Source organism: Flavobacterium sp., assembly GCF_031411595.1.
GTDB lineage: Bacteria > Bacteroidota > Bacteroidia > Flavobacteriales > Flavobacteriaceae > Flavobacterium.
On record NZ_JANOBI010000009.1, the window covers coordinates 32,678 to 58,369 of the forward strand.

A 25,692-nucleotide genomic window follows, 5' to 3' on the forward strand; every position below is an offset into this window, starting at 1 on the left:
ATACTACACATTAACTCGTTAGTTGTTTTAAAAAGTCAATTTTTGTGCCGTTAAACCGAAATGTCATGCTTTTGAAAGGTTGATTGTGGTTTAATAAAGAATGTGAGCAGCCAGTTTTTCAATGGTAATAACACCATCGATTTCTGTTTGAACTTGCACCGGACCATGATTTTTTGCGAACCAATACGTTGTAGTAGTTACGGTTGTTGGAAGGGTAAGACTGGTAGCCGTTTTTACTCTTTTTACAATAATAACATCATTGAATGTCCCTGACGGAACTGTAACACTCGCACCTCTTTCGAGTATTGTTGAAACAACTTCAACGCTTAAATCTTCCGGTGGTAAACCAATCGTAGTCGTGGTTTCGGTATACGTATTTGTCCAAGAACTATTGACGGGTAAATAATCTTTCAATATGATGGTTTCATTGCCTGATATTGTTGTGTCTGCGTCAGTATAGTCATCGTATCGATCAAAATAATCGCCAACTGCTGACTTTCTTATTCTTCTGATGGGCTCACCATCAATAAGTTGAAAAGTATAATAAGTATTGTCATTGATTACGTCAGTCGACACTATTTTCCATGGTTGCTGATTGACATTATCGACAGAAAAAATCCATTGATTCTGTTGCGCTCTTGGCCAGTATTCCTCTGTAGTAATCACACCAAGTGGAGGCACGGTTATAGGTCCAATCCAATTGCTGTATTGGTTTTCGAAGCATTGAGATCGTACATAAAAATCATATCCTGCTGTTTCTAATAATCCTGTAAAAATTTTAGATGGCGCATTAGAATATACTGTAGTTCCGGAGCCTAAAACAAATCCTGAATTTCCGTATTGTACTTGCCATGAATGTTGATCGCCATTGTCATCCCAAAGCACGGTAGCCATGGTTGTGTTGGTAGATCTCGTTGCGGTAACATTCGATGGATCACTACAAACCACATTAGTGTTTTCTATCGATGTTTGCGGATCAACAGGTTCGTCTTCACAAGAAATAAACAAAATGGAAACGGCGAACATCAATGCACGCAAGAAATTTATTGCCTTCATAAAAGAATTTTTAAACTATCTATTGACAACAAAGATATCTATTCCGATTTTCTAAATAAAATTTAATCTGGGTAAAGTAAAAAATATCACCCATAAAAAAACCGCATAATAGACGGTTTATTTTTTTAAGGTATGGCTACATCGAAAGTGCCACTGGAAATTATTGTAATTTCATCAAATTCATTGATGGCGTTAAAATAAAATGTGCCTTTAATTCTGGTTGCCGTTCGTTCGGTAACCGTAAGTGATCCATCAGTATTGATTTGTAATTCGGTGGGCAATGGTTTGAAAAATACAAATCTAAATTTATCGGTGGTTTCATTAGTATTGAAATATTCTGTTCCTACAACCGCGTCATTGCTGATATTGATTTCGATATCATTATTATTGACATCTGTTGCGATAATATATATAGAAGGCAAACCATATAATTGTGAATTAGGATTGACATTAATTGCTCCAACATCTACAAACTCAACGCCATCCATTAAAGCAAAAAACGAATTGTCATTCATAATACCAACCGGAGGAATAATCACCGGCCCGACCCAATTACTATTTTGATTGGCAGCACAATTAGAACGCACATAAACCTCATAACCCGCATCTGCCATTAAACCAGAAATGGTTTTTGTAGGCATAGATGAAGCCAAAATCGTTCCCGTACCCAACACAAATCCTGAAGCGCCATATTGCACTTGCCAAGAATTCACGCCGCCAACTGCCGCCCAAGTTATGGTAGCTGTAGTTTCGTCGGTAGCTGAACGAACGGCTGTTAAATTAGTAGGATCGGCGCAACTAGAAACACCTGAGCCTGGTGAAACCGGACCAACCCAATCGCTATACTGACCCGCAGCACATCGGGTTCTGATATAAAAATCATAATGTATCGTCGATACTAAACCACCTATAAGACTGCTTGCATTATTAAAATTGACAGTGGTTCCAGTGCCGAGTGAAAATCCTTGAATACCATATTGGATTTCCCATGCTCCGGTTCCTGAAGTTTTATCCCATTCAATTCTAACTTTATTGCCGTCAATAAATGGACTCACACTAAAAGAAAAAGGTTCGGCACATGGCGGTGGCGACTCTACTAATACTTGCGGGTCAACCGGTTCGTCATCGCAAGAAGAAAAAACAAATGTTGCAATTAAAGCGATGATAAGAATGAATTTATTTGCATTCATAATTTGAAATTTAAATTTTCGATAGCACAGACAAATATATTTAATCTAACTGCTAAATGAAATTTAATTTACTGAAATAAAACAATTATTAAAAATACAATCTGCTTTTAATGAATAAAAAAACCTGAATGTGTGATTCAGGTTTTATATAATATTGATATTCCGGTTTTAATCGAAATAAGAAGCATCTAAACCATAATTGAAAGTCCCGTTAGTGACTTGAAAAGTTCCTGCAGAAACGCCATCAACAATCTTTTCATAGCTGAATGTAAATGTTCCTTTGATTCTTTTTGTAGTTAAATTAAATTCGGTAACCGTAATAGTTCCTCCTATAATTTGATTGTATGTACTTACAGCTGAGCCCGGATTTGTGAGCATTTTTACTTGACAATAAAGTACATCTTCGAAATTATTGACCTCGGAAAGATCATACGTGCCGGCATGCCAAAGATTGTCCGGTATATACAAATCGATTTCACTCAAAGTATTCAAATTATCTGATGTATCTCCTTGAATCCATAAGTATCTAGGATCGCCAAGAGCAGCGCCATTATTCAAAACACTCACATCGCTTCCCGTTACAGAATAGAGATAAGGTTTCATACTATTAAACTGAGTTCCCGCAATATTAGCAGTCATCAATGCCGGAGTATTATCTACACCGCCTGAAACCGCAGCAATATTAATGGGTCCGAACCAAGCACTATTTTGTGAGGCTGAACAAATCGCACGAACATAAAAATCATACGAAGTTGCTGCTAAACCAGTTATCGTTTTTGAAGTTGTTGTAGCCGTTGCAGTTGTTCCTGAACCCACTGCAAAACCTACGTTTCCGTATTGAATTTCCCAAGAAGTTTCCGTTCCACCGGCATTCCAGGAGAGCAAGGCTTGTGTGTTAAGGCTTCGAACTGCGGTTAAACCCGTTGGTGTAGTACAACTTGTAGCTCCCACTGCATTAATCACAATAGGTCCAACCCAGTCACTATTTTGGTTGGCTGAACAATTCGACCGCACATAAACATTATAACTCGTTGTAGCTACCAAACCTGTAATTATTTTTGTAGGCGTTGATGAAGCCACTACAGTGCCGCTACCAAGTACAAAACCTGCCGCACCATATTGCACTTGCCATGAAGTTGCACTAGTATTAGCTGACCAAGTTACAGTAGCTTTGGTTGGATCTGTTGTAGAACGAATCGCAGTTATGCTGATAGGCTCTACGCAAACTTCAATACTGGAACCTGGAGAAACCGGGCCAACCCATTCGCTATGATCATTAGCATCGCATTTGGTGCGGATATAAAAATCGTAATTGGTTGTTGATACTAATCCGCCAATCAAGCTGCTTGTTGCTGTGAAATTCACAACCGTTCCGCTACCAATAGCAAACCCGTGCGTTCCGTATTGAATTTCCCATGCATCTCCGGAAGTTTTATCCCAATTGATGCTTACGGTATTTCCGTTGATGAATGCGCTTACATTTAAAAAGGAAGGCTCCGCACAACCAGTCGGTGTTTCGATTAATAATGCCGGATCTATTGGTTCAACATCGCCACCACAAGAAAAAAGTACAATGGAGAAAATAAAAAATAGGTATATTAATTTAAAATGCTTCATTTCGTTTATAATTTTAGCGCCAAATATAATTATTTAGCGCCATGAAAATTAGAAAAAAAAACATTATTTTTTCGAAACTGTAACATATCCAAATTCCTGTTGTCTTTGTTTTAAATCAAAATAAAATATTGAGTTTAGCCAACCAAAATATTGAAGACCTCATTGCACTTTGTAAACAAAAAAATCAAAAGGCAGAATTCGAAATATACAATCGTTATTGCAAAGCGATGTATAACGTGGCCTATCGTATTGTAAAGGATGAGCATTACGCCGAAGATGTCATGCAAGAAGGATTTTTGAAGGCTTTTTTGAAAATCAATGATTATCGTCAAGAAGTGGCTTTCGGAGCTTGGCTCAAAAGAATCATCATCAATTACAGTATTGATTTTTACAAAAAAAATAGTGCTTTTCGTCCCGATGAACTCGACAGAGTGTTGCACAAAGTGGAAGATGATACGTATCAAGATGCGGATATCGATTTCACAAAATTAAAAACCACACAAGTTTTAAATGCCATGCATAGCCTTAAAGACAATTACCGTATGGTTTTGACTTTGCACTTTATAGAAGGCTATGACCACGAAGAAATTACAGAAATATTAAATATCAGTCATGCCAATTGCAGAACTACAATCAGTAGAGCCAAAGAAAGTTTGCGAAAAGTATTGGTGACACTCAATTAAAATGACAAATAAAAAAGAATGTATGAAAAAGAACCATGACACGTTAGAAGACGTTTTTAAAAAGTTTGAACACCAATGGGATATTCAAGATTTGGATGACAATCATTACGATCGGTTTATCGCCAAACAATCCAGAAAAAGCAATGCTAAAAAGTACTGGTATGCGATGTCCGTTGCGGCTTCGATTGTGATTCTTATCGGTTGCTTTACTTTTTTGAATCACAATGAACCCGTTAAAAACTTATCATTGGCATCAAGAGAAACCCAACAAACGGATTCGATTTTCACTTGCATGATCAAAATGGAACTCGATAAAATCAAAGAAAAAAAATCGCCTGTCAATGAGAAAATCATTGCTGACGCTTTGGTTCAAATGAAAGTATTGGATGCTGATTATGAAAAAATCAAGCAAGAATTAATCAAAAATGGCGAAAACAAACAAATCATTTATGCGATGATTCGAAATTTGAAAACTCGAATTTCATTTCTCGAAAATGTCTTAGATCAAATCAATAACACCGACAAATTAATTACTACTACTGATGAAAAAACTATATAACTTATTGCTGCTAATATTGCCATTCATTATGATGGGCAATGAAATCGATTTAGGAAAATTTACCAAACAAAAGGAAATTAAAAAAGCCTATATCGTAAACTCCGATGCCGGAATATCGATCAAAAATTCGTACGGCAATGTGTATGTGACTACTTGGGATGAAGATAAAATTGAATTGAATATCGTAATCAAAGTCAGTGGCGACAACGAAAATTGGGTTCAAAAACGCATTGATGACATCGATGTTTCTATTGAAGCACTTAAGTCTTTGGTCACCGCAGAAACGATTCTCTCGAAATCATCGCGTTCGAATAATGGCAAGAACAACAGTTTCGAAATCAATTATACCATTAAAATTCCAAAGAATGGTTCGGTCAAAATCAATAATAAATACGGTTCGATTATCACGACTGATTTGTTTGCGAACACCAATTTGAACTGCGAATACGGGAAATTGTCTTTGGGTAAATTAAACGGAAACTCCAATGTAATTTCATTCGATTATTGCCAAAAATCAACCATAGAATTCCTCAAAAGCGGTTCTATTGATGCGGATTATTCTGGATTGACATTGAATGATTTTGGTAAATTAAACCTCAATGCAGATTATACCGATTGCACTATTGGCAACGGAAATGAAATCAAATACGACTGCAATTACGGTAAATTAAGTTTCGGAAATATCAGCACGATTGAAGGCAAAGGCGATTATTTGTCGATTCGTGTGAAGCAGATTTCGAATGCTTTAAGAATCAATACCGATTACAGTAAAATCACGATTGATGCGATCGATTCGAAAGCCAACAGCATCATTATCGACTCCGATTACACCGCAATTGATATAGGATTTGCCGCTGATTTTTATTTCAATTTCGATGTCAATCTTAAATATGCAAACCTCAAATACGACAGAGAATTCGAATTCAATTCAAAACAAGAAACAGCATTTGCCAAAAGCTATCAAGGGTTTTACAAGAAAAGCGGCTCGAATAAAATCATCATTCGTTCGGAATATGGCAACGTATCGTTAATTAAAAAATAGTTTCAATCATCAATAAATCAAAAAATCATGAGTAAAAAAACAACATTCATTTTAATGCTCTTGTGCTTTCCAGTTTTTATGAACGCACAATCGTATTCCAAATCAAAAATCAAAGGAAACGGCAACATGATTACCAAAAGCATCACTACGGCAAGTTATGATCAAATCAAGGTAAGCGGCTTTTTCGATGTGGAACTGGTGACTGGCGAAGAAGGAAAAATAACGTTGCAAGCCGAAGAAAATTTAGCCGATTATATTGAAATTAAAGTCGAAAACAACACGTTGAAAATGAGTGTTGAAAAAGGAGCATACATCGTTCCAAGCCACGGCAATAAAGTATTCATTACGGTTCCTTTTCAAAGTCTGACTGAAGTTTCGCTTGCAGGTTCCGGAGATATTAATTCTAAAAATACCATTACTGCGAATGAATTCAAATCGACGCTTTCAGGTTCTGGCGACGTTCATTTGGAAGTCAATGCCAAAGAAATCACAAGCGAAGTTTCAGGTTCAGGCGATCTTACTTTGAAAGGAAAGTCAGATGTTTTCAAATGCAACGTTGTGGGTTCCGGCGATTTGAATGCTGCTGCTTTAGAAAGTGCTACCGTGTATGCAAAAGTAACCGGTTCAGGTGATTGCAAAGTATATTGCACCAATAGTTTGGAAGCCAGAGTCATTGGTTCGGGCGACATTACTTATTCAGGCGATCCGAAGAAAAAAGATACGAAAGTCACCGGTTCGGGTGATATTTCAAAAAGTTAAATGAAAAAGGTTTTATTAATTCGAAAAGTGTTCTATTGATTTAGAGCACTTTTTTTTGGAATCCTGCGAAGCAAAATCACACCGATAATAAAAAAGACTGCGAGGAAAACAATGGCAAATCGTGGGCTTCCCGTAATTTGATCGATGATGCCATAAACACACATTCCGATGACAATTCCAATTTTTTCAGCCACATCAAAAAAACTAAAAAAGGAAGCGGTGTCTTCGGTTTCGGGTAATAATTTGGAATACGTGGATCGCGATAATGCTTGAATACCACCCATGACCAATCCGACAAACGCTGCCATGATATAGAAATGAATGGGTAATGTGATGAAATAGGCCAAGATGCATAAGACAATCCAAATGCAGTTGAGTACCATTAAAGTTGGAATGTTGCCGAATTTTGCTGAAGCTCTCGATGTCAATACTGCGCCAGCTATCGCAATGAGTTGAATCAATAAAATACAAATAATCAAACCTATCGTGCTTTGGCTTTTAGATTCCCACTCGATTTCCTGCGCACCGAAATAAGTGGCCACCAGCATTACGGTTTGCACCGCCATACTATACACAAAAAATCCGGAAAGGTATCTTTTCAAAATCGTGTTTTCTGCGAGCAAATGCCACACTTTTTTGAGCTCTTTAAATCCATTGAAAATAAGATCTTTAGAAACTTTCCGATCGGCATTTTTATTTCCTTTTGGCAGGTAAAAATAAGTATACTGACTGAAGGCAATCCACCAAATGCCGACCATTACGAACGAATATCGCATGGCTTTCCTTGCTGCTTCACCTTCGGTTCCAGTGATGTGAAATAGTTGTGGTTTCATCACCATCGCTAAATTGATGATCAGTAAAATCACACTTCCGATATAACCTAGCGAATACCCTTTAGCACTTACTTTATCCTGTTGTTCGGGAAACGCAATATCGGGTAAATACGAATTGTAAAACACCAAACTGGCCCAGAAACCAATCAATCCTAAAAAGTAAAAAAGCAAACTGATGTAGAGCGAATCGAGGTTAAACCAATTCAAGCCCACGCAAGATAATGCGCCCAAATAACAAAAGAAACGCATGAAATCTTTCTTGTTTCCAACGTAATCTGCGATACCTGAAAGCAATGGAGAAATGAATGCAACGACTAAAAAAGCAGCGGCAGTCACAAAACTTATTAGCGCAGAATTTTTGATTTCGGTTCCAAATACATGAATATAATGACTCCTGTTAGTGAATAAATCTTCATAGAAAATAGGAAATATCGCTGAGGAAATCACAAGCGGATAAACCGAATTCGCCCAATCATAAAAAGCCCAAGCATTTAATAATTTCTTACTTCCTTTTGGTAAATCTGCCATGCGTGTGTTTTTTCGTTAGACGAATTTATTCATTTTTTTAGAGGAATTGTAAAATTGATGCTATTTTAAAATTAAATTTATACTGTGAATATAATTGCTGCTCATAGTTAAACCAAGTTGACACACTTTGGTCTTAGCCTTAATTTAAAAAATCGATGATGAAAAAATCACTGCTACTCATAATGACGTTGTTGCTTTTGAATGCAAAAGTTCAATCTCAAAACTTATACTTTCCTCCTGTTGATAATACGGCTACTTGGGAAACTACCGATCCGGCTTCATTAGGTTGGTGTCCCGACAGGATCGACAATTTGTATACTTTTTTAGAAGGCGAAAACACCAAAGGTTTTATCATTCTCAAAGATGGAAAAATTGTTTTGGAACATTATTTTGGCACTTTCACCGCGCAAAATTTTTGGTATTGGGCATCGGCTGGAAAGACAATAACATCGTTTTTAGTTGGAAAAGCACAAGAAGAAAATTTACTTTCTATCAATAATAAAACTTCGACTTATTTAGGTGTTGGTTGGACGAATTGCACGTTGGCTCAAGAAAACAATATTACAGTCCGAAATCAATTAACCATGACAAGCGGACTTGACGATGGCGTTACCGACAATCATTGCACCTTGAATACTTGTTTGAATTATCTCGCCGATTCCGGAACCCGTTGGGCTTATCACAATGCACCGTATACTTTATTGGAAGGTGTTTTAGAAAATGCTACAGGACAAACCATCAATAATTACACACAATCGAAACTCAAAACACCAACCGGTATGAATGGCTTTTGGACTACAGTCGATTATGATAATGTATATTACAGCAATGTTCGAAGCATGGCACGTTACGGATTATTGATTCAAGGAAACGGTGTTTGGAACGGAACAGCATTGATGAGTGACACGACTTATTTTAATGCGATGCTCAATACTTCTCAAGATCTCAATAAATCGTATGGTTATCTTTGGTGGCTCAACGGGAAACAAAACTTTATGGTGCCAACCAGTCAGATTGTTTTTCCGGGTTCTTATGCACCCGATGCTCCGGCGGATATGTTTGCCGGTATTGGTAAAAACGGACAAATCGTAAGCATCGCACCAAGCACTGGACTTGTGATGATTCGTATGGGTGACGCGCCAAATTCTTCTGAAGTACCATTCGTTTTATGCAATCAAATATGGCAATACATCAATAACTTGGATTGTAATCTTTCGGTAACCGAGAATAGTGCTGATAAAATTTCCGTTTATCCAAATCCTTCCGAAAGTGTTGTTCATATTGACAATCTTAATAATGACAATTATGAAGTGAAAGTCACTTCGATATTAGGAAAAGTTCTAATCCAAAAAAGCAACAGCAATCACATCGATATTTCGAGTTTGTCTAAAGGCATTTATATTATCACCGTTGATCAAGGCGAACGCACTTTAACCCAGAAATTAATTAAGAATTAAAATTAAAAAAGCCACTACAAAACGAGTGGCTTTTTATATTGATATCAACTATAATTTTTATTTAAACACAACACCAAACTTAGCAGCTTCAGCTTTGGCTTGGGGAATTAGTTTTTTAATATTCGCAATCCTCGTAGCATCCGATGGGTGTGTACTCATAAATTCCGGTGGTGCATTGCCTCCTGATTTGGCTGCCATTCTTTGCCAAAAATTCAACGCCTGATCCGGATTATATCCCGCAATAGCCATGAGTGTCAATCCGATTTGATCGGCTTCACTTTCGTGACCTCGGCTAAAAGGCAACATCACTCCTACTTGTGAACCTAGACCGTAAGCTTGTTGCAAAATTTGCTGCGTCTGTTCGCTTTTACCACCTGCTGCAACCGATACTCCGACTGCTCCAAGTTGTTGCAATTGCCCAGCACTCATACGTTGTGCACCATGATTCGCTAAAGCATGCGAAACTTCATGTCCCAAAACCGTTGCCAAACCGGCTTCGTCTTGGGTAATGGGTAAAATTCCGGAATAGACAACAATTTTTCCACCGGGCATACACCAAGCATTGACTTCTTTGCTTTCGACCAATTTATAATCCCATTGGTAACCATCCAAATAATGATCTTGTCCGTTAGCTTTGAGCCAACGTTCTGCTGCATTTTTTATTTTGATTCCAACTGTTTCAACTCTTTTGGCATCGGCTGTTCCGGTAATGACTTTATTTTCTTTCAAAAACTCGCCATATTGTTGGAAAGCCGCTGGGAATATCTCGCTGTTGGAGACAAAGTTCAAACTCTTTTTACCTGTAAACGGATTCGTAGAGCAAGCTAAAAATAAGCAGGTTACACCCAAGAATACAATATGTTTTTTCATCTTTTCAATATTTGATTACAACAAAAATACAATACTATGTGGAATTATTTCTTATAAAATTCCGATAATAGTTTCCAAAAATGAAGGATGATTATGCACCCGTAATGTGAAGTTCAGAAAAATCTTTATCAATAGTTAATGTATTTTTTCCATCGAAAGCGACTTTATCAAAAGCGATGACTTCATTATCAATCTCAATTTTTTTGATTTTGAATGGCAAACCGTGTAAATTGATTTTAAATTTAGAATAATTCGTCACAAACTTTCCTTCTTTATGTTGTTGGATAATCAAATCGGTTTCTTTTCCTCTTAATGTGAATGTTGCTAGGCTGAATCGACCTTTGTTGTAATCGTAGCCATCTTGTGCATCTTCATATAAAACGGATTTTTCTTTCCCCAATTTGAAATAAACATCAAGACTGATTTCCTCAAAATCCAATTCACCCACATATTGTTGCACTGGATATTTTGGAATGATCGCACCTTCTTTAACGAAAATTGGAATCTGATCGTAATCGGTTTTTACCCACAATTCTTTGCGCCCGGAATTCATTTCGTCTGTCCAGTAGTTGTACCAATTTCCAATCGGTAAATACATGCGACGACCTTGAGCATTCGGTTCTAAAATCGGACAAACTAAAATCTGATTTCCAAAAAGAAACTCATCGGTTCTGTAATGGGTTTGTGGATCTTCTTGATCAAAATAAACCAACGGTTTCAACATCGGCACACCGTCATTGATATATTCCCAAAACATCGTGTATAAATACGGCAGCAATTGATACCGCAATTCAACAAATTTTCTCGTAATATTAATCACATCCACATCAAATGACCAAGGTTCTTGATCGCCATGATCTCCTGATGAATGCGTTCTGCAAAACGGATGAAACACACCAAGTTGAATCCAGCGAGCGTATAATTCGCCAGAAGGTTGCTCAGCAAATCCACCAATATCGGAACCTGTGAATCCCATTCCTGAAATCGACATGCGTTGCATTTGAATATTGGCAATCCACAAATGTTCCCATGAAGCGACGTTATCGCCGGTCCAAGAAGAAGTATAACGTTGCGCACCGGAATAAGCCGAACGCGTAATAATAAAAGGACGTTTCGGATACGCAAACTGCTTCACACCTTCATAAGTCGCGCGTGCCATTTGTGTTCCATAGATATTGTGTGCTTTTCTGTGGCTGCAAGGGTTTCCATCGTAGTCGTGACGCACATCCATTGGGAAAGTTTTTCCGGGAACTTCCATTACGGCTGGTTCGTTCATATCATTCCAAACACCTTTAACGCCGAAATCTGAAATCAGTTCCTTGAATAAACCAGCCCACCATTCGCGAACTTCAGGATTCGTATAATCGGGGAAATTACATTCACCAGGCCAAACTTTTCCTTTCATATAAGGCCCGTCGGCACGTTTACAGAAATAATCTTTCTCTAAAGCTTCTTTATAAACCCAGTATTCTTTGTCGATTTTGATGCCCGGATCGATGATGACTACGGTTTTGAAACCATCTTCAGCGAGTTCGGCCACCATTCTTTTTGGGTCGGGAAAATATTCTTTGTTCCAAGTGAAACAACGGAAACCTTCCATATAATCGATGTCGAGGTAAATCGCATCGCACGGAATTTTGAGTTCTCTAAATTTAGAAGTCACTTCTTTGACTTTACTTTCAGGATAATAACTCCATTTACATTGATGATAACCCAAAGCCCAAAGTGGTGGCAATTCAGGTTTCCCTGTTAAATGTGTATAAGTCGTAACTACATCTTGCATCTGTGGACCATACACAAAGTAATAATTCATTTCACCGCCATCGGCCCAAAAACTCGTGACATTTCTTTTTTCGTGACAGAAATCGAAAGTGGTTTTGAATGTATTGTCGAAGAAAATGCCGTAAGCTTGTTTGTTTTGCAAGCCGATATAAAACGGAACGACTTTATATAATGGCTCCTGATCTTTGTGGAATGCATACTGATCGGTAGCCCAATTCTCGACGCGTTTGCCTTTGAGATTGGCATGCGAAGCCTTGTCTCCCATTCCATAAAAACATTCGCCTTCCCTGGAAGCTTTGCTCATTTTGACAATGTTTCCGCCAAATTGATAGCTTTCTTCCCAATGGAAACCGAGTTCATCTTCTAAAATATTCTGACCTTCTAAATCGGTAATCGCCACACGCAAATCGACTTTATCAATCGAGCAGATGACTTTACTGGTTTTGATTTTGTAACAAGTTTTCTCTTCAACAACTTCTAAAAAATTATAACCATGCGATTGTGTTTTATCAATAGCATAAGAGAAATCTTTGCTAAAATACCCTTTGGTCGTATATCGGAAACGGATTAAGCTGTCGCGAAGTACCGTGACTTTTAGGATGACGCTGTTGTCGGTGTAGAAATAAACGCTGTCGACATCTTTTTTAAACTCGACGATATTGGACGGATATAAATCACCTTTATATTCCAGTTCGGTATTTGTAATCATATTTTCTATTAGGTTTGTAGTGGCTGATTTGGTAAGCCATAAAGGTTTCAAACTTACAAAATGATTTCTTTTCTATAAATGAAAACGAAGGATTTTCACGCAAACGTTATCGTTGATAAAATGGTTCAAAAGTGTCTTTCAATACCTTGAAAATCAACTATAAGTCTACAAATCAATCATTTTATCTGAAATCTTTGCTTTGTATCGATAAAATAACGCTTCCATAAAAAGGGTTTTTATATTTGGATTAACCAAAATCTTAAACCTTATTATTATGAAAGCGAATCCTACCCTAAAAGTCGTTCATCGATTAATCATCGAAAAACCACACCACGATCCTGCATTTGAATATACTGAACTTCATGCGATTAAGTCGGACAATATCCAAGACACTTACGACTATTTCCCTGATTTCGGAATTTAATCTTGTTGATTAAAATTATCCCACTTTAAACACCGTAACACTCAATGGTGGTAACGTCAATGCTGCTGAAAACTCGCGTCCGTTCCAAGGTTCTGCGTCAATTTTTATCGCTTTAGAATTCGTCACGCCGCTTCCGCCATATTGTGTTTCATCGCTGTTGAAAATCTGTGTTAGTTTGCCTTTTTTGGGTAAACCGATTCTGTAATTTTCTCTGATCACCGGTGTAAAATTGCACACAACCACCAAATCTTCTTTTGGGTTATTGCCTTTTCTGATGTATGACATTACTGCATTCTGATGATCGGAATAATTGATCCATTCGAAACCTTCAGGAGAAAATTGCTTTTCGTGTAATGCCGGATTCAACTTGTATAAAGCGTTCAAATCGGTAATCAGTTTTTTGATGCCTTCATGGTAGTCGAATTGGAGCAAATGCCAATCGAGGCTTCCTTCGAAATTCCATTCTGCGCTTTGTCCGAATTCCGCGCCCATAAACAACAGTTTGGTTCCGGGATGCGAGAACATATAACCGTAGAGCAATCTGAGGTTTGCAAATTTTTGCCATTCTTCGCCGGGCATTCTTCCCGCGATTGATTTCTTTCCATAAACCACTTCATCGTGTGATAATGGCAGCATGAAGTTTTCTGAAAACGCGTACGTCATCGAAAACGTCAAGTCGTTTTGATGGTATTTTCTGTAGACCGGTTCTTTCTGGAAATATTGCAAAGTGTCGTGCATCCAACCCATCATCCATTTCATGCCGAAACCTAAACCGCCGTTGAATGTTGGTCGCGAAACCATTGGAAATGATGTACTTTCTTCTGCAATGGTTTGCACTCCTTCAAAATTCGAGTAAACCGCTTCATTGAAATCTTTAAGGAAACTAATCGTATCGAGGTTTTCTCTTCCACCAAAAATGTTCGGTTCCCATTCGCCATCTTTTCTCGAATAATCTAAGTACAACATTGACGCGACTGCATCAACGCGTAGTCCGTCAGCGTGGTAATGCTGCAACCAAAAAATCGCATTGCTAATCAAGAACGAACGCACTTCATTGCGACCGTAATTGAACACCAAACTTTTCCAATCGGGATGGTATCCTTTTCTTCTGTCGGGATGTTCGTATAAATTCGAACCATCGAAAAATCCTAGTCCGTGTGCGTCATCCGGAAAATGTGACGGCACCCAATCGAGGATGACACCGATTCCGGCTTGATGCAATTTATCTACTAAAACCATAAAATCTTGCGGTTTTCCGAAGCGTGAAGTTGGCGCAAAATAACCAACCAATTGGTAACCCCAAGACGGATCGTATGGGAATTCCATGATTGGCATGAACTCAATGTGTGTGAACCCTGTTTCTTTGACATAACTCACCAGTTGATCGGCAAGTTCTAAATAAGTTAGAAATTTTCCTTCGGCATTGCGACGCCATGAACCCAAATGCACTTCATAAACGGAATAGGGTTTATCAAGTGCGTTGGAATCTTTACGAGATTTCATCCATTTGTCGTCTTTCCACTTGTATTCTAAATCCCAAACAATCGAAGCTGTGTGTGGCGGATGCTCGCAATATAAAGCAAACGGATCTGCTTTTTCGGTGATGATACCGTTGTTGTTGGATTGGATTTTGTATTTGTATGTAGAGCCTTTTTCGACACCGGGAATGAATCCTTCCCAAATGCCAGAAGCGTCCCAACGCACGTTGAGTTGGTGTTCGCCTTGAATCCAGTAATTGAAATCGCCGACTACGGAAACCGAGCGTGCTGATGGTGCCCAAACGGCGAAATAAACGCCTTTGACTCCGTCGACTTCGGTGAGGTGCGCGCCTAGTTTTTCATACAATCGGAAATGTTTTCCGGCTTTGAATAGGCTGATATCGAAATCGGTGAATAATGAATGTGGTTGTACTTTGCTCATAGATTAATTTTTTTTAATTTCTCCCATATTCTCCGGACCGACTTTCCATTTGATGTATTCGATGGCAGCATACATGATCGTTTCGTAGGTATAGGTTTTATTTTCAATTTTTTTTGCAAGTTCCGGGTAATCGGAAAAATAATCGGGGGCCGCGTATCTGAATACAGCATTTGGATTGACCTGACCCATCATCACCGAAGACAATAACGTTGCTGCCTCTTCGCCATCTCTTCGCGCGTAGTAATTTGAGACATTATACATCGAGGCGGCGGCTCCAGGACCAATAGCTTCTTTCCACGGGGTCTGGCAATACATGGCCAACGGAACCTTGTCCGCATGCACCATGACCATCATGAATATCGGTTTTGCGATATCCTTGCGTCTGTTTTTATAGTACGGCACATTCTCATATCTGAGTTCACCTAGTGAAGTTGAGAGTGTGAACTCTTTTATGTCTTCGCTCGCTATGGTTTCTTCGCTTCCATCGTCTTGTATCAATTTTATTTTATTTTCGGGATCGAATTTGTTCTTTACTTTTCCTTTTTTGATTTGCGCGTCATTCATGGTTATTGTGATGGGTATCAAATCTTTTCCGGATATATTATTGACTGCTTTGGCTTTGAAACCGAAGAATAATAAACAGATTAAAGGGAATAGTGCATTTTTCATGTTATTGAAGTTGTTTTTTTTGTGATTTATTCTTTTATAAATTTTTGAGTGGTTATTTTTCCTTGTGATTGTATTTGCATGAAATAGATTCCTTGCTGAAGTTTTGATACATCAACTTGATTGGTGTTTGTTCTTACTTCAATCACTTTTTTACCTGAAACATCTGTAATGGTTATAGCATCGATGCTTTGATTCTTCACAATATTCAGGACATTCTTGGTTGGATTTGGAAATATAGAAAAATTCGTTTGGGTATTATTGACCGTCGATAGCGCTGCATACTGAAGTCTGATTACGCAGAAATTATCATTGAGAAGGCCGCCTATTAGGATTTTATCATCAGGACTTGGGAGAATGGCAAACATACCCTCGTAGTTTGTACTAAAATCGAAAACACGCATTCCATTATTGGCAAAATCACTGTCTAAGGTGCCGTCTTGATTGTATTGCATCAATATCGAATCGGCATCATAAAAATCGACGAGTTGATTAAGGCCGGTACCTAATATTTTCCCGTTATCCGTGAGGAATGCGTCCATTAAATATCCTGTTTTTTGAATGAAATTGATTTGTGTAATCACAGTTCCGTTGCCATCAGTACCAAAATTGACATCAGGGTTTCCGTTCGCATCATATTTCGCCAATGCAATTTTTGAACCTTGAGGGCCATTCGTGTATATGCTACCAAGTGCAAAAATTTCATCATTGTCATTGACCATCATTGTGTTGATCATCGCATTTCCAGAAAAAGGCGTAATCACTTTGCCTTGGTTTCCAAAAAGAAGATCCACTTTCCCTGCATTATCGAGTTTTGTTATGGCGAATTTAAAATCTTCTAAATTAGAAGATGTAATTGTAGTTCCTCCTATAAGCAAGGATCCATCGTTGAGAATTTTGCAGTAAAATGCGATGTCAGTGCTTGGAAAATCGGGTGCGTCATAAGTACCAAAATTGATTATTGTCTTGCCATGATCTCCGAATGTCTCATCAAAATTTCCCGAAGCATCAAGACGTACGACAACGAAATCCTCTTGGCCAGCGTCGGCCGCATAATAATCCCCAATGATGATGATTTTTCCGTCATTCTGTAGTTCCATTCCATAATTATAACCTGTTCCTTCAAGCAATACGATGCCGTTATTTCCAAAATCCGTATCGGGTGTTCCATCCTCATTGTATTGTGCGACTAAAAAATGGTCATAAGATGTAAGGTTTAATCGCGAAGTAGACACCACCAAAATTTTATTGTCTTGTGTTATCCTTACATAAGCTTTGTCTGTTGGAATCAGATCCTGATTTAAGATAATCTTTCCGTCTGTACCAAAATCCTGGTCGAGACTACCATCTGCATTGATTCTTGCTATACCAACCAAATGTCCTACATCATCATTGGTATGACCACAAACAACAATCTTTCCATCGGGTTGCATTTGCATCGATGTGAGTTGAGAATATCCTGATGGAAATATCGCAGATGCGATTCCGTTGGTTCCGAAAGTAGGATCGACTACTAAGTTTTGCCCCAATAAATGAGTGGAAAAACATAAAACTAATAGGTATTTTACTAACTTTTTCATCTTACAACAGTATTTAATTTTGATTCAGCATCCTAGCCCTGATGGCAACGGTATCCTTTTGTGCCTGCGTTTACTTCGTCAGTTCGCCAAGGCTCGGGTGGCGCAAAAGATTTAGTGGACAGCGGGAAACAGCTCCTAATCAAAAGTATCATTATTATTGGGTTTTACAAACAGTTTATAGGCGGGATATGACAAAGCCATGATGACTACCATAATCGACAAGCTCACAACATCGCTCACGGCAAAGGCGATGAACAAGGCGATGGTGACCGCTAACGCGAGGTAACTTGTAAACGGATAACCAAAAGTTTTGTAAGGGCGTGGAAAATCAGGTTGTGTATGGCGCAATCTTATGAGTGATGCGAATGCAAATCCTGTAACGAGTGTCATCATGATCGTGGCGAGTCCGAAAAGCTGCTCGAATGAACTTGAAACTGTGAGCACCAAAGCGAAAACGTAGCACATGATTAGCGAATAATAGGGTGTTCCGCCTTGGTTGACAATGGTACTTTGCTTGATGAAAAAACCATCGCGTCCTAGTCCGAATAGTATGCGTGACGGAATCATCATATAGGCGTTGAGTATACTGACCAACGAGAAAATCGCAACGGCTGTCATCAGTGTTCCGCTCCAACCACCAAACGCGGCATTGGCAGCATCGGAAGCTGCTAGTGGTGATTTGGCGATGGCTTCTATGGGCAATACGTATAGAATGGCTCCATTGATTAATACGTATAACAAACCAATTGTGAGTGCGCCGAGCAAATAGGATTTAGGAATGTTTTTGTTGGGGTTGTTGTCTTCTTCGGCAAAAAATGACACCGACATCCAGCCATCGTAAGTGCCCATGATGAGTTGTAATGCTTTGAAAATGCCGAGCATCAATCCGCCCGTAATCATGGTTTGTTGCACTGGAATTTGACCCGTTGGTTGGAACAGAAAACAACCAATAATCAATATTAAAAACAAAACCACTTTGATGGCACTCGTGATTTTCTGGATGAAACTTCCGGATTTGATGCCGGGCAAATTGATGGCTGTGAAAAAAGTTAGGAATGAAACCGCGATGGTGGTTTTTGTTGAAGCCAATTCGGGAAACATCAGTATCGAATATTCGCTGAGCACAATACAGAAATACGCCGGGGCGATGGCATTGGTCAGAAAATCAAACCAACCATTAACGAATCCCAAATAATTCCCAAACGCAATTTTGATGTAATTGTAGGCGCCGCCGGCTTTGGGAAACATCGTAGTAAGTTCTGCATACGAACTCGCCGCCAGTATGATATACAAACCAATCGAAACCCAGCAACACATGATTAAAGTGGCATTGGGAATTAGTGTTGCAATGGTTCCTGGTGTTCGCAATATTCCAACGCCAATGGTGCTGCCCACAACCACAGCAAGGCCAAAGGCTACACCTAAAACTTTACGAAGTTGGTTGGTTTTTGGCGTTTGGATTTCCATCTTAAACGGTTTTGTTGAATTCCATAATGCTCGAAATTCCCGTTAGTGGAATGACTGCCCAGCGTGGGCGTGAGTTGAGTTCATAGCCGAGTTCGTATACCGCTTTTTCTAAAATGCAATATTTGAGTAAGAAGTCGATTTCTTTGCGGTAACCAATGTTCAAATTGCCTGCTTGCGCGACTTCTGTATAGGTTTGAATAAACACACCGACGAAATATTTAAACAAAATTTCACCGGCTTGAAACAATTCTTTTTGCTCAAACGGATATTTGTCTTTGTTGTTGAAAATCGTCGCATAAATCGAGTAATGAAACGAGCGGAACATGCCGGCAACATCTTTCAATGGTGGTTGTTTTACTTTTCGATCGCGAATCGTGCTTTCGGGTTCGCCTTCAAAATCTAGAATGTAAAAATCGTCACCATTAACGAGCACTTGCCCCAAATGATAATCACCGTGAATTCTGATGCGCTCGGATTTCATTTTCGTCCAATCGAAATCGAGGAATAATTTACGGATGTCTTTTTTATTGTCGAGGAATTGGTTCGCCAGTTCAAGCGCCAAACCGTCTAATTTGTGTAAGTTGTTTTCGAGTATGTTGAGTCGATTTTGGAATTGATACGTCAATCGGTTTTTAAGCCAAACCGTATAATCGCCATTGTAAGTCGTTGGTGTGAACGCCGTATCGTGAATGTCGCTGCCAAGCGCTATGTGCATTTCTGCAGTTCTGGTCGCTAACGTTTGAATGCGAATAAAAATGCTCAATCCGGCCCAATCGATGATTTCGTGTGGGACTTCGTTGATTTTTAAACGTTTGAACAATTCGATGTCCGGTAGCTTGTTGATTTTAATTTTCTTCGTTTTGAGATTATCGAAAATGCGATCGACTTCTTCGAGCATGAATTGCCATGCATCGCCTTGGTTTGGCACCAATTCCTGCATCATTCCCAATGTGATGTTGCCTTCGGAAAGTGCGACACCAATGCTTCCGGTGTATGCGGGTGAACTCGGAAAATCCATACGTTCAGTTAGAAAGCGGCTGATTTCATAATCGGGATTCGTACTGATATAAATTCTTCGGAAGATTTTTAATACGAGTGTACCATTGAAAATAATCGAAGTATTGCTTTGCTCTACGCCCATGAATTTGGAACTTTTATATTCCTTTTCTTCCATTTTTTCACCTTTGTGAAATTTGACTTTGGAGTCGCTTTTCTCAGTCGGTGAATTGACTATTTTATCGAACAACAATTTTCTGAAATCTTCTTGGTGTAATGCATCGACGAGAAAACCATCTTGACCGTTCATTTTCACCGGAGCGATAATGGTGTTCGTATCAAGTTCTTCCTGAGCCATAAAAGCAATCGGCATGAAGTAATGTTGGTAGAAAGCTTCCTTAAAATTGACTTCGAGCAAAACGCCGAAATACGTATTTTTCTTCGATGTAATTTTAAAGAAATCGACGACTTCAATATATTTTAGTGTGCTCGCTTTTCCGCCATACCAGCGTTTGTTGATGATGTAGTTTTCTAAAATATCGGAAGAGAAAATTTTGACGAAATCTTCATCTTCAAAAGCATTTTTCCAATCGGTTTTGAATACGAATGGATTTTGAAATCCGTCTTCATTGATTTTACTTTCCATCTTAGCGTATTATTTTAAATAAATGAAACGGCAATGCCGCAGATAATTCTACGAAATTCCATTCTTTGTCCCAGTAATAAGTGTTTCCTGTAATCAAATCTTCCACTTTCAACGGTTGCTGTCCGAGTTGTTCGATCGGAATTCTAATCATCGCTTGACTGTTGTTGAATGCATCCAAACTCACAACCATCAAAGTTTCATTTTCATAATCATCATCGTGCTTGTAATACGCCATGACTTGCTCGTTGTTGGTGCTGCAAAAGACAATATTATTGGTTTGTTGCAACGAAGTTTGCTCGTTTCGAATCGTGTTGATTCTGGTAATCAAGGTTGTCAATTTATTTTGAATCGACCAATCCCAATGGTAATATTCGTATTTCTCTGAATTCAAATATTCTTCTTTCCCGGCAGTCATGGGTTCGCAAACGCGGTATTCGAAAACCGGCCCGTAGATACCAACGCTCGAACTCAACGTTGCCGCCAAAAAGTACTTCTGCAAATGCACCGATTCGTTGCCACTTTGCAACGCAAACGGATTGATATCGGGTGTATTCGGCCAAAAGTTCGGGCGGTAAAATTCCTTTTGTTCGGTTTGCGTTAATTCAGTTACGTAATCTGTCAATTCTTTTTTAGAATCGCGCCAAGTGAAATACGTATACGATTGACTGAATCCTTGTTTCGCGAGTTCGTTCATGATTTTCGGGCGTGTGAATGCTTCGGCAAGGAACAAAACATCGGGATGCTTTTTCTTGATTTCACTGATGAGCCAACCCCAGAAATAGAATGGTTTGGTGTGTGGATTATCAACGCGATACACTTTAATGCCACATTCTTCAATCCAGAATAAAGCGACATCCAACAATTCTTTCCAAAGGTTTTTCCAATCAGTCGATTCGAAATAAATCGGTTGAATATCTTGGTATTTTTTTGGTGGATTTTCAGCATATTGCACGGTTCCATCGGGGCGCCATTTGAACCATTGCGGGAAATCTTTAACGTATGGATGATCCGGTGCAGCTTGCAACGCATAATCCATCGCGACTTCTATTCCCAAATCCTGTGCTTTTTTGACGAGCCTTTTAAAATCTTCTATCGAACCCAATTCAGGATGGGTTGCTTTATGTCCGCCATGTTTGGAACCGATTCCCCAAGGCGAACCCACATCGCCTTTTTGAGCATTCGTGGCGTTGTTTTTTCCTTTTCGATTGACTTCTCCTATGGGATGAATCGGCGGAAAATACAACGTATCAAAACCCATTGCGGCAACACGTGGCAGCAATTTTTCACAGTCTTTGAAAGTGCCGTGTTGGCCTGCAACTTCGGAAGCGGAACGTGGAAAAAATTCATACCAAGTGCTGAACAAAGCTTTTTTTCGGTCGACGTAAACTTGAAGTTCATTCGATTTATTCTCGATATATAATATGGGATATTTTTTAAAAATAGCGGTCAATTCGTGCGACATTGCAACTTCAATTGCTTGGTCATATTGTTTTTCTGAAGCGAAAGCTGTGGCGGCTTTTTTGAGGAATTCTTTTTCAGTAGCATCGGCTAATTTCTGAACCGCTTTAACGTATTCCGCACCTTCAAGCAATTCCGATTTCACGTGTTGATTGTCTTGAATTTTACGCTCCGTGCCGTGTTGCCAATTCAATGCGTAATCCACCCAACCTTCAACAAAATAAATATAGGTTCCTTGTTTTTCAACTTTAAATTCGGCTTTCCAAGCGTCATTTTCTGTAGGGCGCATTCGGACTTCGTGCCATTTTTTGTCTTTTTCGTGTTTGTATTTTACTTGACATTCTATAACATCATGTCCATCCGAAAAAACATCGGCTGTAACACTTACTTTCTGACCGACAATTCTTTTGATTGCAAAGGCGCCACCATCAAGTTGTGGCAATACATTTTCGATTACAATTCGGGTTTGATTCTGCATTTTAAGTTTATTTTATGACTTCTAAATTTAGTAAAAAATACAGAATATAATACCTTGCAGTAAAATTTATGGAAATGGCAAAGAAATCCAAAAAACCCAATCAAACTTTGAAAATTCCGAAGATAATACTACTCACCGGTAAATTTTTATCGTTTATTTCCACGAATTTAGTCGTGCAATTTGCCGCTCGATTATTCACAACCCCAATAAAATATAAGATTCCCAAACGTGAATTGGAAATGGATGCTAAAAGTCGACAAGAAACCATTCGAGTTCCAAGCATCAACAAAAATATCGTCGTCTATCATTTTGGAGAAAGTTCAAGAAAAATACTACTAGTTCATGGTTGGTCAGGACGCGGAACACAATTGGTAAAATTCGCAGAAGAATTAGTAAAACTAAATTATTCCACCATCAGTTTCGACGCGCCTGCCCATGGAAAATCTCCAAGCAACACGACATTAATGCCCGAATTCATCGCTAGTATTTTAGAAATCGACAAACAATTCGGACCTTTTGAAGCAGCTGTTGGCCATTCACTGGGTGGCATGTCATTGCTCAATGCGGTCAAAAGTGGACTCAAACTCAACCGACTTGCCATCATCGGAAGCGGCGATATTGTGCAAGATATCATCAATGATTTTGTTCGAAAATTAGAGCTCGATCCGAAGCTCAATGACTTGCTAAGAATTCATTTTGAAAACAAACACAACGTATCGATGGATAGTTTTTCATCCTATCATGCCGCTAAAACAACCGACATCCCGGTATTGGTAATTCACGATGAAGACGACGATGAAGTTCCCGTGAGTTGCGCGCATCACATACATCAAAACCTCAAAAATGGCGAATTGATGATTACCCAAAACTTAGGACATCGCAAAATTCTTGGTGATGCCAAAGTGATTCAAAAAACAATTAATTTTATTACATCATGAAATATCCAATAGCAAAAACAGAAGAAGCATGGAAAGCCCAACTTGGACTCGAGCGTTATAAAATCCTGCGTCAAAAAGGAACGGAATTCCCACATTCGGGGCAATACAATTTGCATTATGAAAAAGGAACGTATTGCTGCGGAGCTTGTGGTGAACCATTATTCGAAAGCGATTCGAAGTTCGACGCACATTGTGGCTGGCCTTCGTTTGATGAATCGATTCCCGGAAAAGTCGAGTATATTAAAGATGTAACGTATGGTATGTTGCGTGTAGAAATTTTGTGCGCGAATTGTGGAAGCCATCTCGGGCATGTGTTTGACGATGGGCCAACGCCAACAGGACAACGGTATTGTGTGAACTCATTGTCAGTAGATTTTAAAAAATAATGCTAACTTTAACTTTCAAAAATGAATTTATTTATGGGAAATACTGATTGGGCAAAAAACCTCGAGCCGCTTCTCAAAAAATACAAAGGGAAAAAGCATCCGCTAGACTATAACAATGTCTATCAACTGATGATTATGGTAATTTTATCGGCTCAGGATTCCGATGCGAACATCAATAAAATTGCACCACAGTTTTTCGAAACGTATCCGAATTTAGAAAGTTTGGCGGCATCGAATTTAGAAGCAATTATCAGTCAAATTACCAAAGTTCGAAATTTCAATACGAAAGCGAGTTGGTTGCTCGAAATTGCGCAAACCTTAAAAACCGACGCTAACATTCCTAAGACTATGGAAAGTCTTACAGCACTCAAAGGTATCGGTCGAAAATCTGCGAATGTGATGATGCGCGAAGCCAAACTTCCGGCGGAAGGCATTATTGCTGACTTGCATGTGATTCGTGTGGCACCAAGAATTGGCCTGACTCCAGAATTTAAAGACGGAAACCGCATCGAAAAAGAACTCATGCAAGTGTTACCTAAAACCATTTGGGGCGAAATCGGGATGGCCATTTCATTTTTGGGAAGAGAAACTTGTCGACCAACAAATCCGAAATGTCCCGAATGTGAGATCAATTCGAGTTGCCAGTATTATCAATCTACGATTTAGGATTTTCTTTTGGGCGTGCCGGCGCAAGAACATCTGGCTTCAAAGGAACATTGTGGTGCGCCGTCGGGCTATACACTCCCAAACGAAGTTCACTGAACTCCTATTGAAATATTAATCAGTGAAGTAATCTTTGCTGCCGAACAACGGCAACAAAGGATTTCCGCTGCTATCCCTCACGAATGTATCCTTGTTAATCCTTAAGGCAACGCACTGACAAACCGAGTAACTTATAGTAGCTGGCTCTGGTTGCAAAACCCTCGTTGTAATGCAGATAACGGAACCAAGCACCTGATGGATTGTCCTCTGACGAACTCCACCAGTAACCTCTGCTAACAATGTCGTTGAATGACCCACTAGTGGTGCGATAAAGTCCTGGAAGACCTGTAAAACCACTACTGTTGGTATTGGTTATTCCTAGAAAAGGAGTCCATCCTGCGGTAGCTTTCATCTTGTTTCCTGCTACTAACTCTCCACCTAAAATGGTAGTTAAGGCAGTCCATTCCGCGTCACTCGGCACATGGCAGCCAGTTGGCGCTAAACCGCGCGGGTCATTTACCGCATACCAATTGTATAATTTGCCATAAATTGGCCCATTGGCTGGGTCGTTGTTATAATAACACCAAGCACCTGTTGTTAGATTTACCCATTGCGTTGGGTCGGTCACTTGAGGAATCGGATCACCATTTCTATAATGGCTTACATTTAAGTTCGTTTTTGTCCATTTCTGATTACCAATAGTTACGATTTTGTAAATATTTCCGTCTACATCGGTCACGGTCCGATCTAAAATAGGCACTGTTGGTCGCGCAACCATTTGGGTTTGTGTTTTGTTTTCTTCGTTAGAACACGAAGTTATACCCATTACTAAAACTAAAAGTGAGGTTATGGTGAAGCAGTATTTTTTCATGGCAATGTTTTTTAAACTTTCATAAAAGTAAGAATTATAATTACAAACGCAACTTGCTATTTTTCCCTTTGTGCC

22 protein-coding genes are annotated in these 25,692 nt (G+C 39.0%); 9 read left to right on the forward strand and 13 right to left on the reverse strand.

Annotated elements, in window-relative coordinates; genetic code table 11:
* Positions 1-90: 90 nt before the first annotated feature.
* The 3 genes from RMO03_RS01470 to RMO03_RS01480 form a co-directional block, all read right to left on the reverse strand.
* Positions 91-1,056 (reverse strand): hypothetical protein, encoded by a 966-nt coding sequence (locus tag RMO03_RS01470; protein WP_309640303.1) that lies wholly within the window; start codon positions 1,054-1,056, stop codon positions 91-93.
* Positions 1,057-1,181: 125 nt separating this feature from the next.
* Entirely contained in the window at positions 1,182-2,246 is a 1,065-nt protein-coding gene (locus RMO03_RS01475; RefSeq protein WP_309640304.1) for a hypothetical protein, read from the reverse strand.
* A gap of 168 nt (positions 2,247-2,414) precedes the next feature.
* Positions 2,415-3,863 carry a hypothetical protein gene (locus RMO03_RS01480; RefSeq protein WP_309640305.1) on the reverse strand — a complete coding sequence of 483 codons (1,449 nt, stop codon included), beginning with the start codon at positions 3,861-3,863 and terminating at the stop codon, positions 2,415-2,417.
* A gap of 128 nt (positions 3,864-3,991) precedes the next feature.
* Between RMO03_RS01480 and RMO03_RS01485 the strand changes: the two genes are divergently transcribed.
* Genes RMO03_RS01485 through RMO03_RS01500 form a run of 4 tightly spaced genes read left to right on the forward strand, consistent with a single transcriptional unit; the run spans position 3,992 to position 6,906 of the window.
* Positions 3,992-4,546 (forward strand): RNA polymerase sigma factor, encoded by a 555-nt coding sequence (locus RMO03_RS01485; protein WP_309640306.1) that lies wholly within the window; start codon positions 3,992-3,994, stop codon positions 4,544-4,546.
* Positions 4,547-4,568: 22 nt separating this feature from the next.
* The gene (locus tag RMO03_RS01490) at positions 4,569-5,105 is read left to right on the forward strand and encodes an anti-sigma factor (protein WP_309640307.1); all 537 of its coding nucleotides are present in this window, start codon (positions 4,569-4,571) and stop codon (positions 5,103-5,105) included.
* Positions 5,089-6,147 (forward strand): hypothetical protein, encoded by a 1,059-nt coding sequence (locus tag RMO03_RS01495; protein WP_309640308.1) that lies wholly within the window; start codon positions 5,089-5,091, stop codon positions 6,145-6,147. Before RMO03_RS01490 ends, RMO03_RS01495 begins: the two co-directional genes overlap by 17 nt.
* A gap of 27 nt (positions 6,148-6,174) precedes the next feature.
* Complete coding sequence (locus RMO03_RS01500) at positions 6,175-6,906, forward strand: head GIN domain-containing protein (RefSeq protein WP_309640309.1); 732 nt, start codon at positions 6,175-6,177, stop codon at positions 6,904-6,906.
* Positions 6,907-6,938: 32 nt separating this feature from the next.
* Here the strand turns inward: RMO03_RS01500 and RMO03_RS01505 are convergent, their stop codons facing one another.
* The gene (locus RMO03_RS01505; protein ID WP_309640310.1) at positions 6,939-8,267 is read right to left on the reverse strand and encodes an MFS transporter; all 1,329 of its coding nucleotides are present in this window, start codon (positions 8,265-8,267) and stop codon (positions 6,939-6,941) included.
* 158 nt (positions 8,268-8,425) lie between these two features.
* On the opposite strand from RMO03_RS01505, the gene RMO03_RS01510 reads away from it, so the two are divergent.
* Complete coding sequence (locus RMO03_RS01510; RefSeq protein WP_309640311.1) at positions 8,426-9,724, forward strand: serine hydrolase; 1,299 nt, start codon at positions 8,426-8,428, stop codon at positions 9,722-9,724.
* Between the two features lie 57 nt (positions 9,725-9,781).
* Here the strand turns inward: RMO03_RS01510 and RMO03_RS01515 are convergent, their stop codons facing one another.
* The gene (locus tag RMO03_RS01515) at positions 9,782-10,594 is read right to left on the reverse strand and encodes a M48 family metallopeptidase (protein ID WP_309640312.1); all 813 of its coding nucleotides are present in this window, start codon (positions 10,592-10,594) and stop codon (positions 9,782-9,784) included.
* A 91-nt stretch (positions 10,595-10,685) separates the two neighbouring features.
* Positions 10,686-13,085, reverse strand: coding sequence for a glycoside hydrolase family 31 protein (locus tag RMO03_RS01520; protein ID WP_309640313.1), 2,400 nt, complete (start codon positions 13,083-13,085; stop codon positions 10,686-10,688).
* A gap of 274 nt (positions 13,086-13,359) precedes the next feature.
* On the opposite strand from RMO03_RS01520, the gene RMO03_RS01525 reads away from it, so the two are divergent.
* Positions 13,360-13,509, forward strand: a complete 150-nt coding sequence (locus RMO03_RS01525; protein WP_309640314.1) for a hypothetical protein — start codon at positions 13,360-13,362, stop codon at positions 13,507-13,509.
* Between the two features lie 15 nt (positions 13,510-13,524).
* Here RMO03_RS01525 and glgB read toward each other — a convergent pair whose 3' ends face one another.
* The 6 genes from glgB to RMO03_RS01555 all read right to left on the reverse strand — a co-directional run bounded on the left by glgB (position 13,525) and on the right by RMO03_RS01555 (position 22,720).
* Positions 13,525-15,429, reverse strand: a complete 1,905-nt coding sequence (gene glgB / locus RMO03_RS01530) for a 1,4-alpha-glucan branching protein GlgB (protein WP_309640315.1) — start codon at positions 15,427-15,429, stop codon at positions 13,525-13,527.
* Between the two features lie 3 nt (positions 15,430-15,432).
* Positions 15,433-16,098 (reverse strand): hypothetical protein, encoded by a 666-nt coding sequence (locus RMO03_RS01535; RefSeq protein ID WP_309640316.1) that lies wholly within the window; start codon positions 16,096-16,098, stop codon positions 15,433-15,435.
* A 26-nt stretch (positions 16,099-16,124) separates the two neighbouring features.
* Positions 16,125-17,675: a T9SS type A sorting domain-containing protein gene (locus RMO03_RS01540; RefSeq protein ID WP_309640317.1), complete on the reverse strand. Its 1,551-nt coding sequence runs from the start codon at positions 17,673-17,675 to the stop codon at positions 16,125-16,127.
* Positions 17,676-17,810: 135 nt separating this feature from the next.
* Complete coding sequence (locus tag RMO03_RS01545) at positions 17,811-19,142, reverse strand: APC family permease (RefSeq protein ID WP_309640318.1); 1,332 nt, start codon at positions 19,140-19,142, stop codon at positions 17,811-17,813.
* Position 19,143: 1 nt separating this feature from the next.
* Positions 19,144-20,784, reverse strand: coding sequence for a trehalose synthase (locus RMO03_RS01550; protein ID WP_309640319.1), 1,641 nt, complete (start codon positions 20,782-20,784; stop codon positions 19,144-19,146).
* A gap of 1 nt (position 20,785) precedes the next feature.
* Positions 20,786-22,720 (reverse strand): alpha-1,4-glucan--maltose-1-phosphate maltosyltransferase, encoded by a 1,935-nt coding sequence (locus RMO03_RS01555; RefSeq protein WP_309640320.1) that lies wholly within the window; start codon positions 22,718-22,720, stop codon positions 20,786-20,788.
* 74 nt (positions 22,721-22,794) lie between these two features.
* Between RMO03_RS01555 and RMO03_RS01560 the strand changes: the two genes are divergently transcribed.
* From RMO03_RS01560 to nth, 3 genes are read left to right on the forward strand one after another with little or no spacing between them, the layout of a single operon-like run.
* Positions 22,795-23,658, forward strand: coding sequence for an alpha/beta hydrolase (locus RMO03_RS01560; RefSeq protein ID WP_309640321.1), 864 nt, complete (start codon positions 22,795-22,797; stop codon positions 23,656-23,658).
* Complete coding sequence (msrB, locus tag RMO03_RS01565; RefSeq protein ID WP_309640322.1) at positions 23,655-24,044, forward strand: peptide-methionine (R)-S-oxide reductase MsrB; 390 nt, start codon at positions 23,655-23,657, stop codon at positions 24,042-24,044. Before RMO03_RS01560 ends, msrB begins: the two co-directional genes overlap by 4 nt.
* 21 nt (positions 24,045-24,065) lie before the next feature.
* Positions 24,066-24,710 (forward strand): endonuclease III, encoded by a 645-nt coding sequence (nth, locus tag RMO03_RS01570; protein ID WP_309640323.1) that lies wholly within the window; start codon positions 24,066-24,068, stop codon positions 24,708-24,710.
* A gap of 190 nt (positions 24,711-24,900) precedes the next feature.
* On the opposite strand, the gene RMO03_RS01575 is transcribed toward nth, so the two are convergent.
* Positions 24,901-25,617 (reverse strand): fibrobacter succinogenes major paralogous domain-containing protein, encoded by a 717-nt coding sequence (locus tag RMO03_RS01575; protein ID WP_309640324.1) that lies wholly within the window; start codon positions 25,615-25,617, stop codon positions 24,901-24,903.
* Between the last annotated feature and the right edge of the window lie 75 nt (positions 25,618-25,692).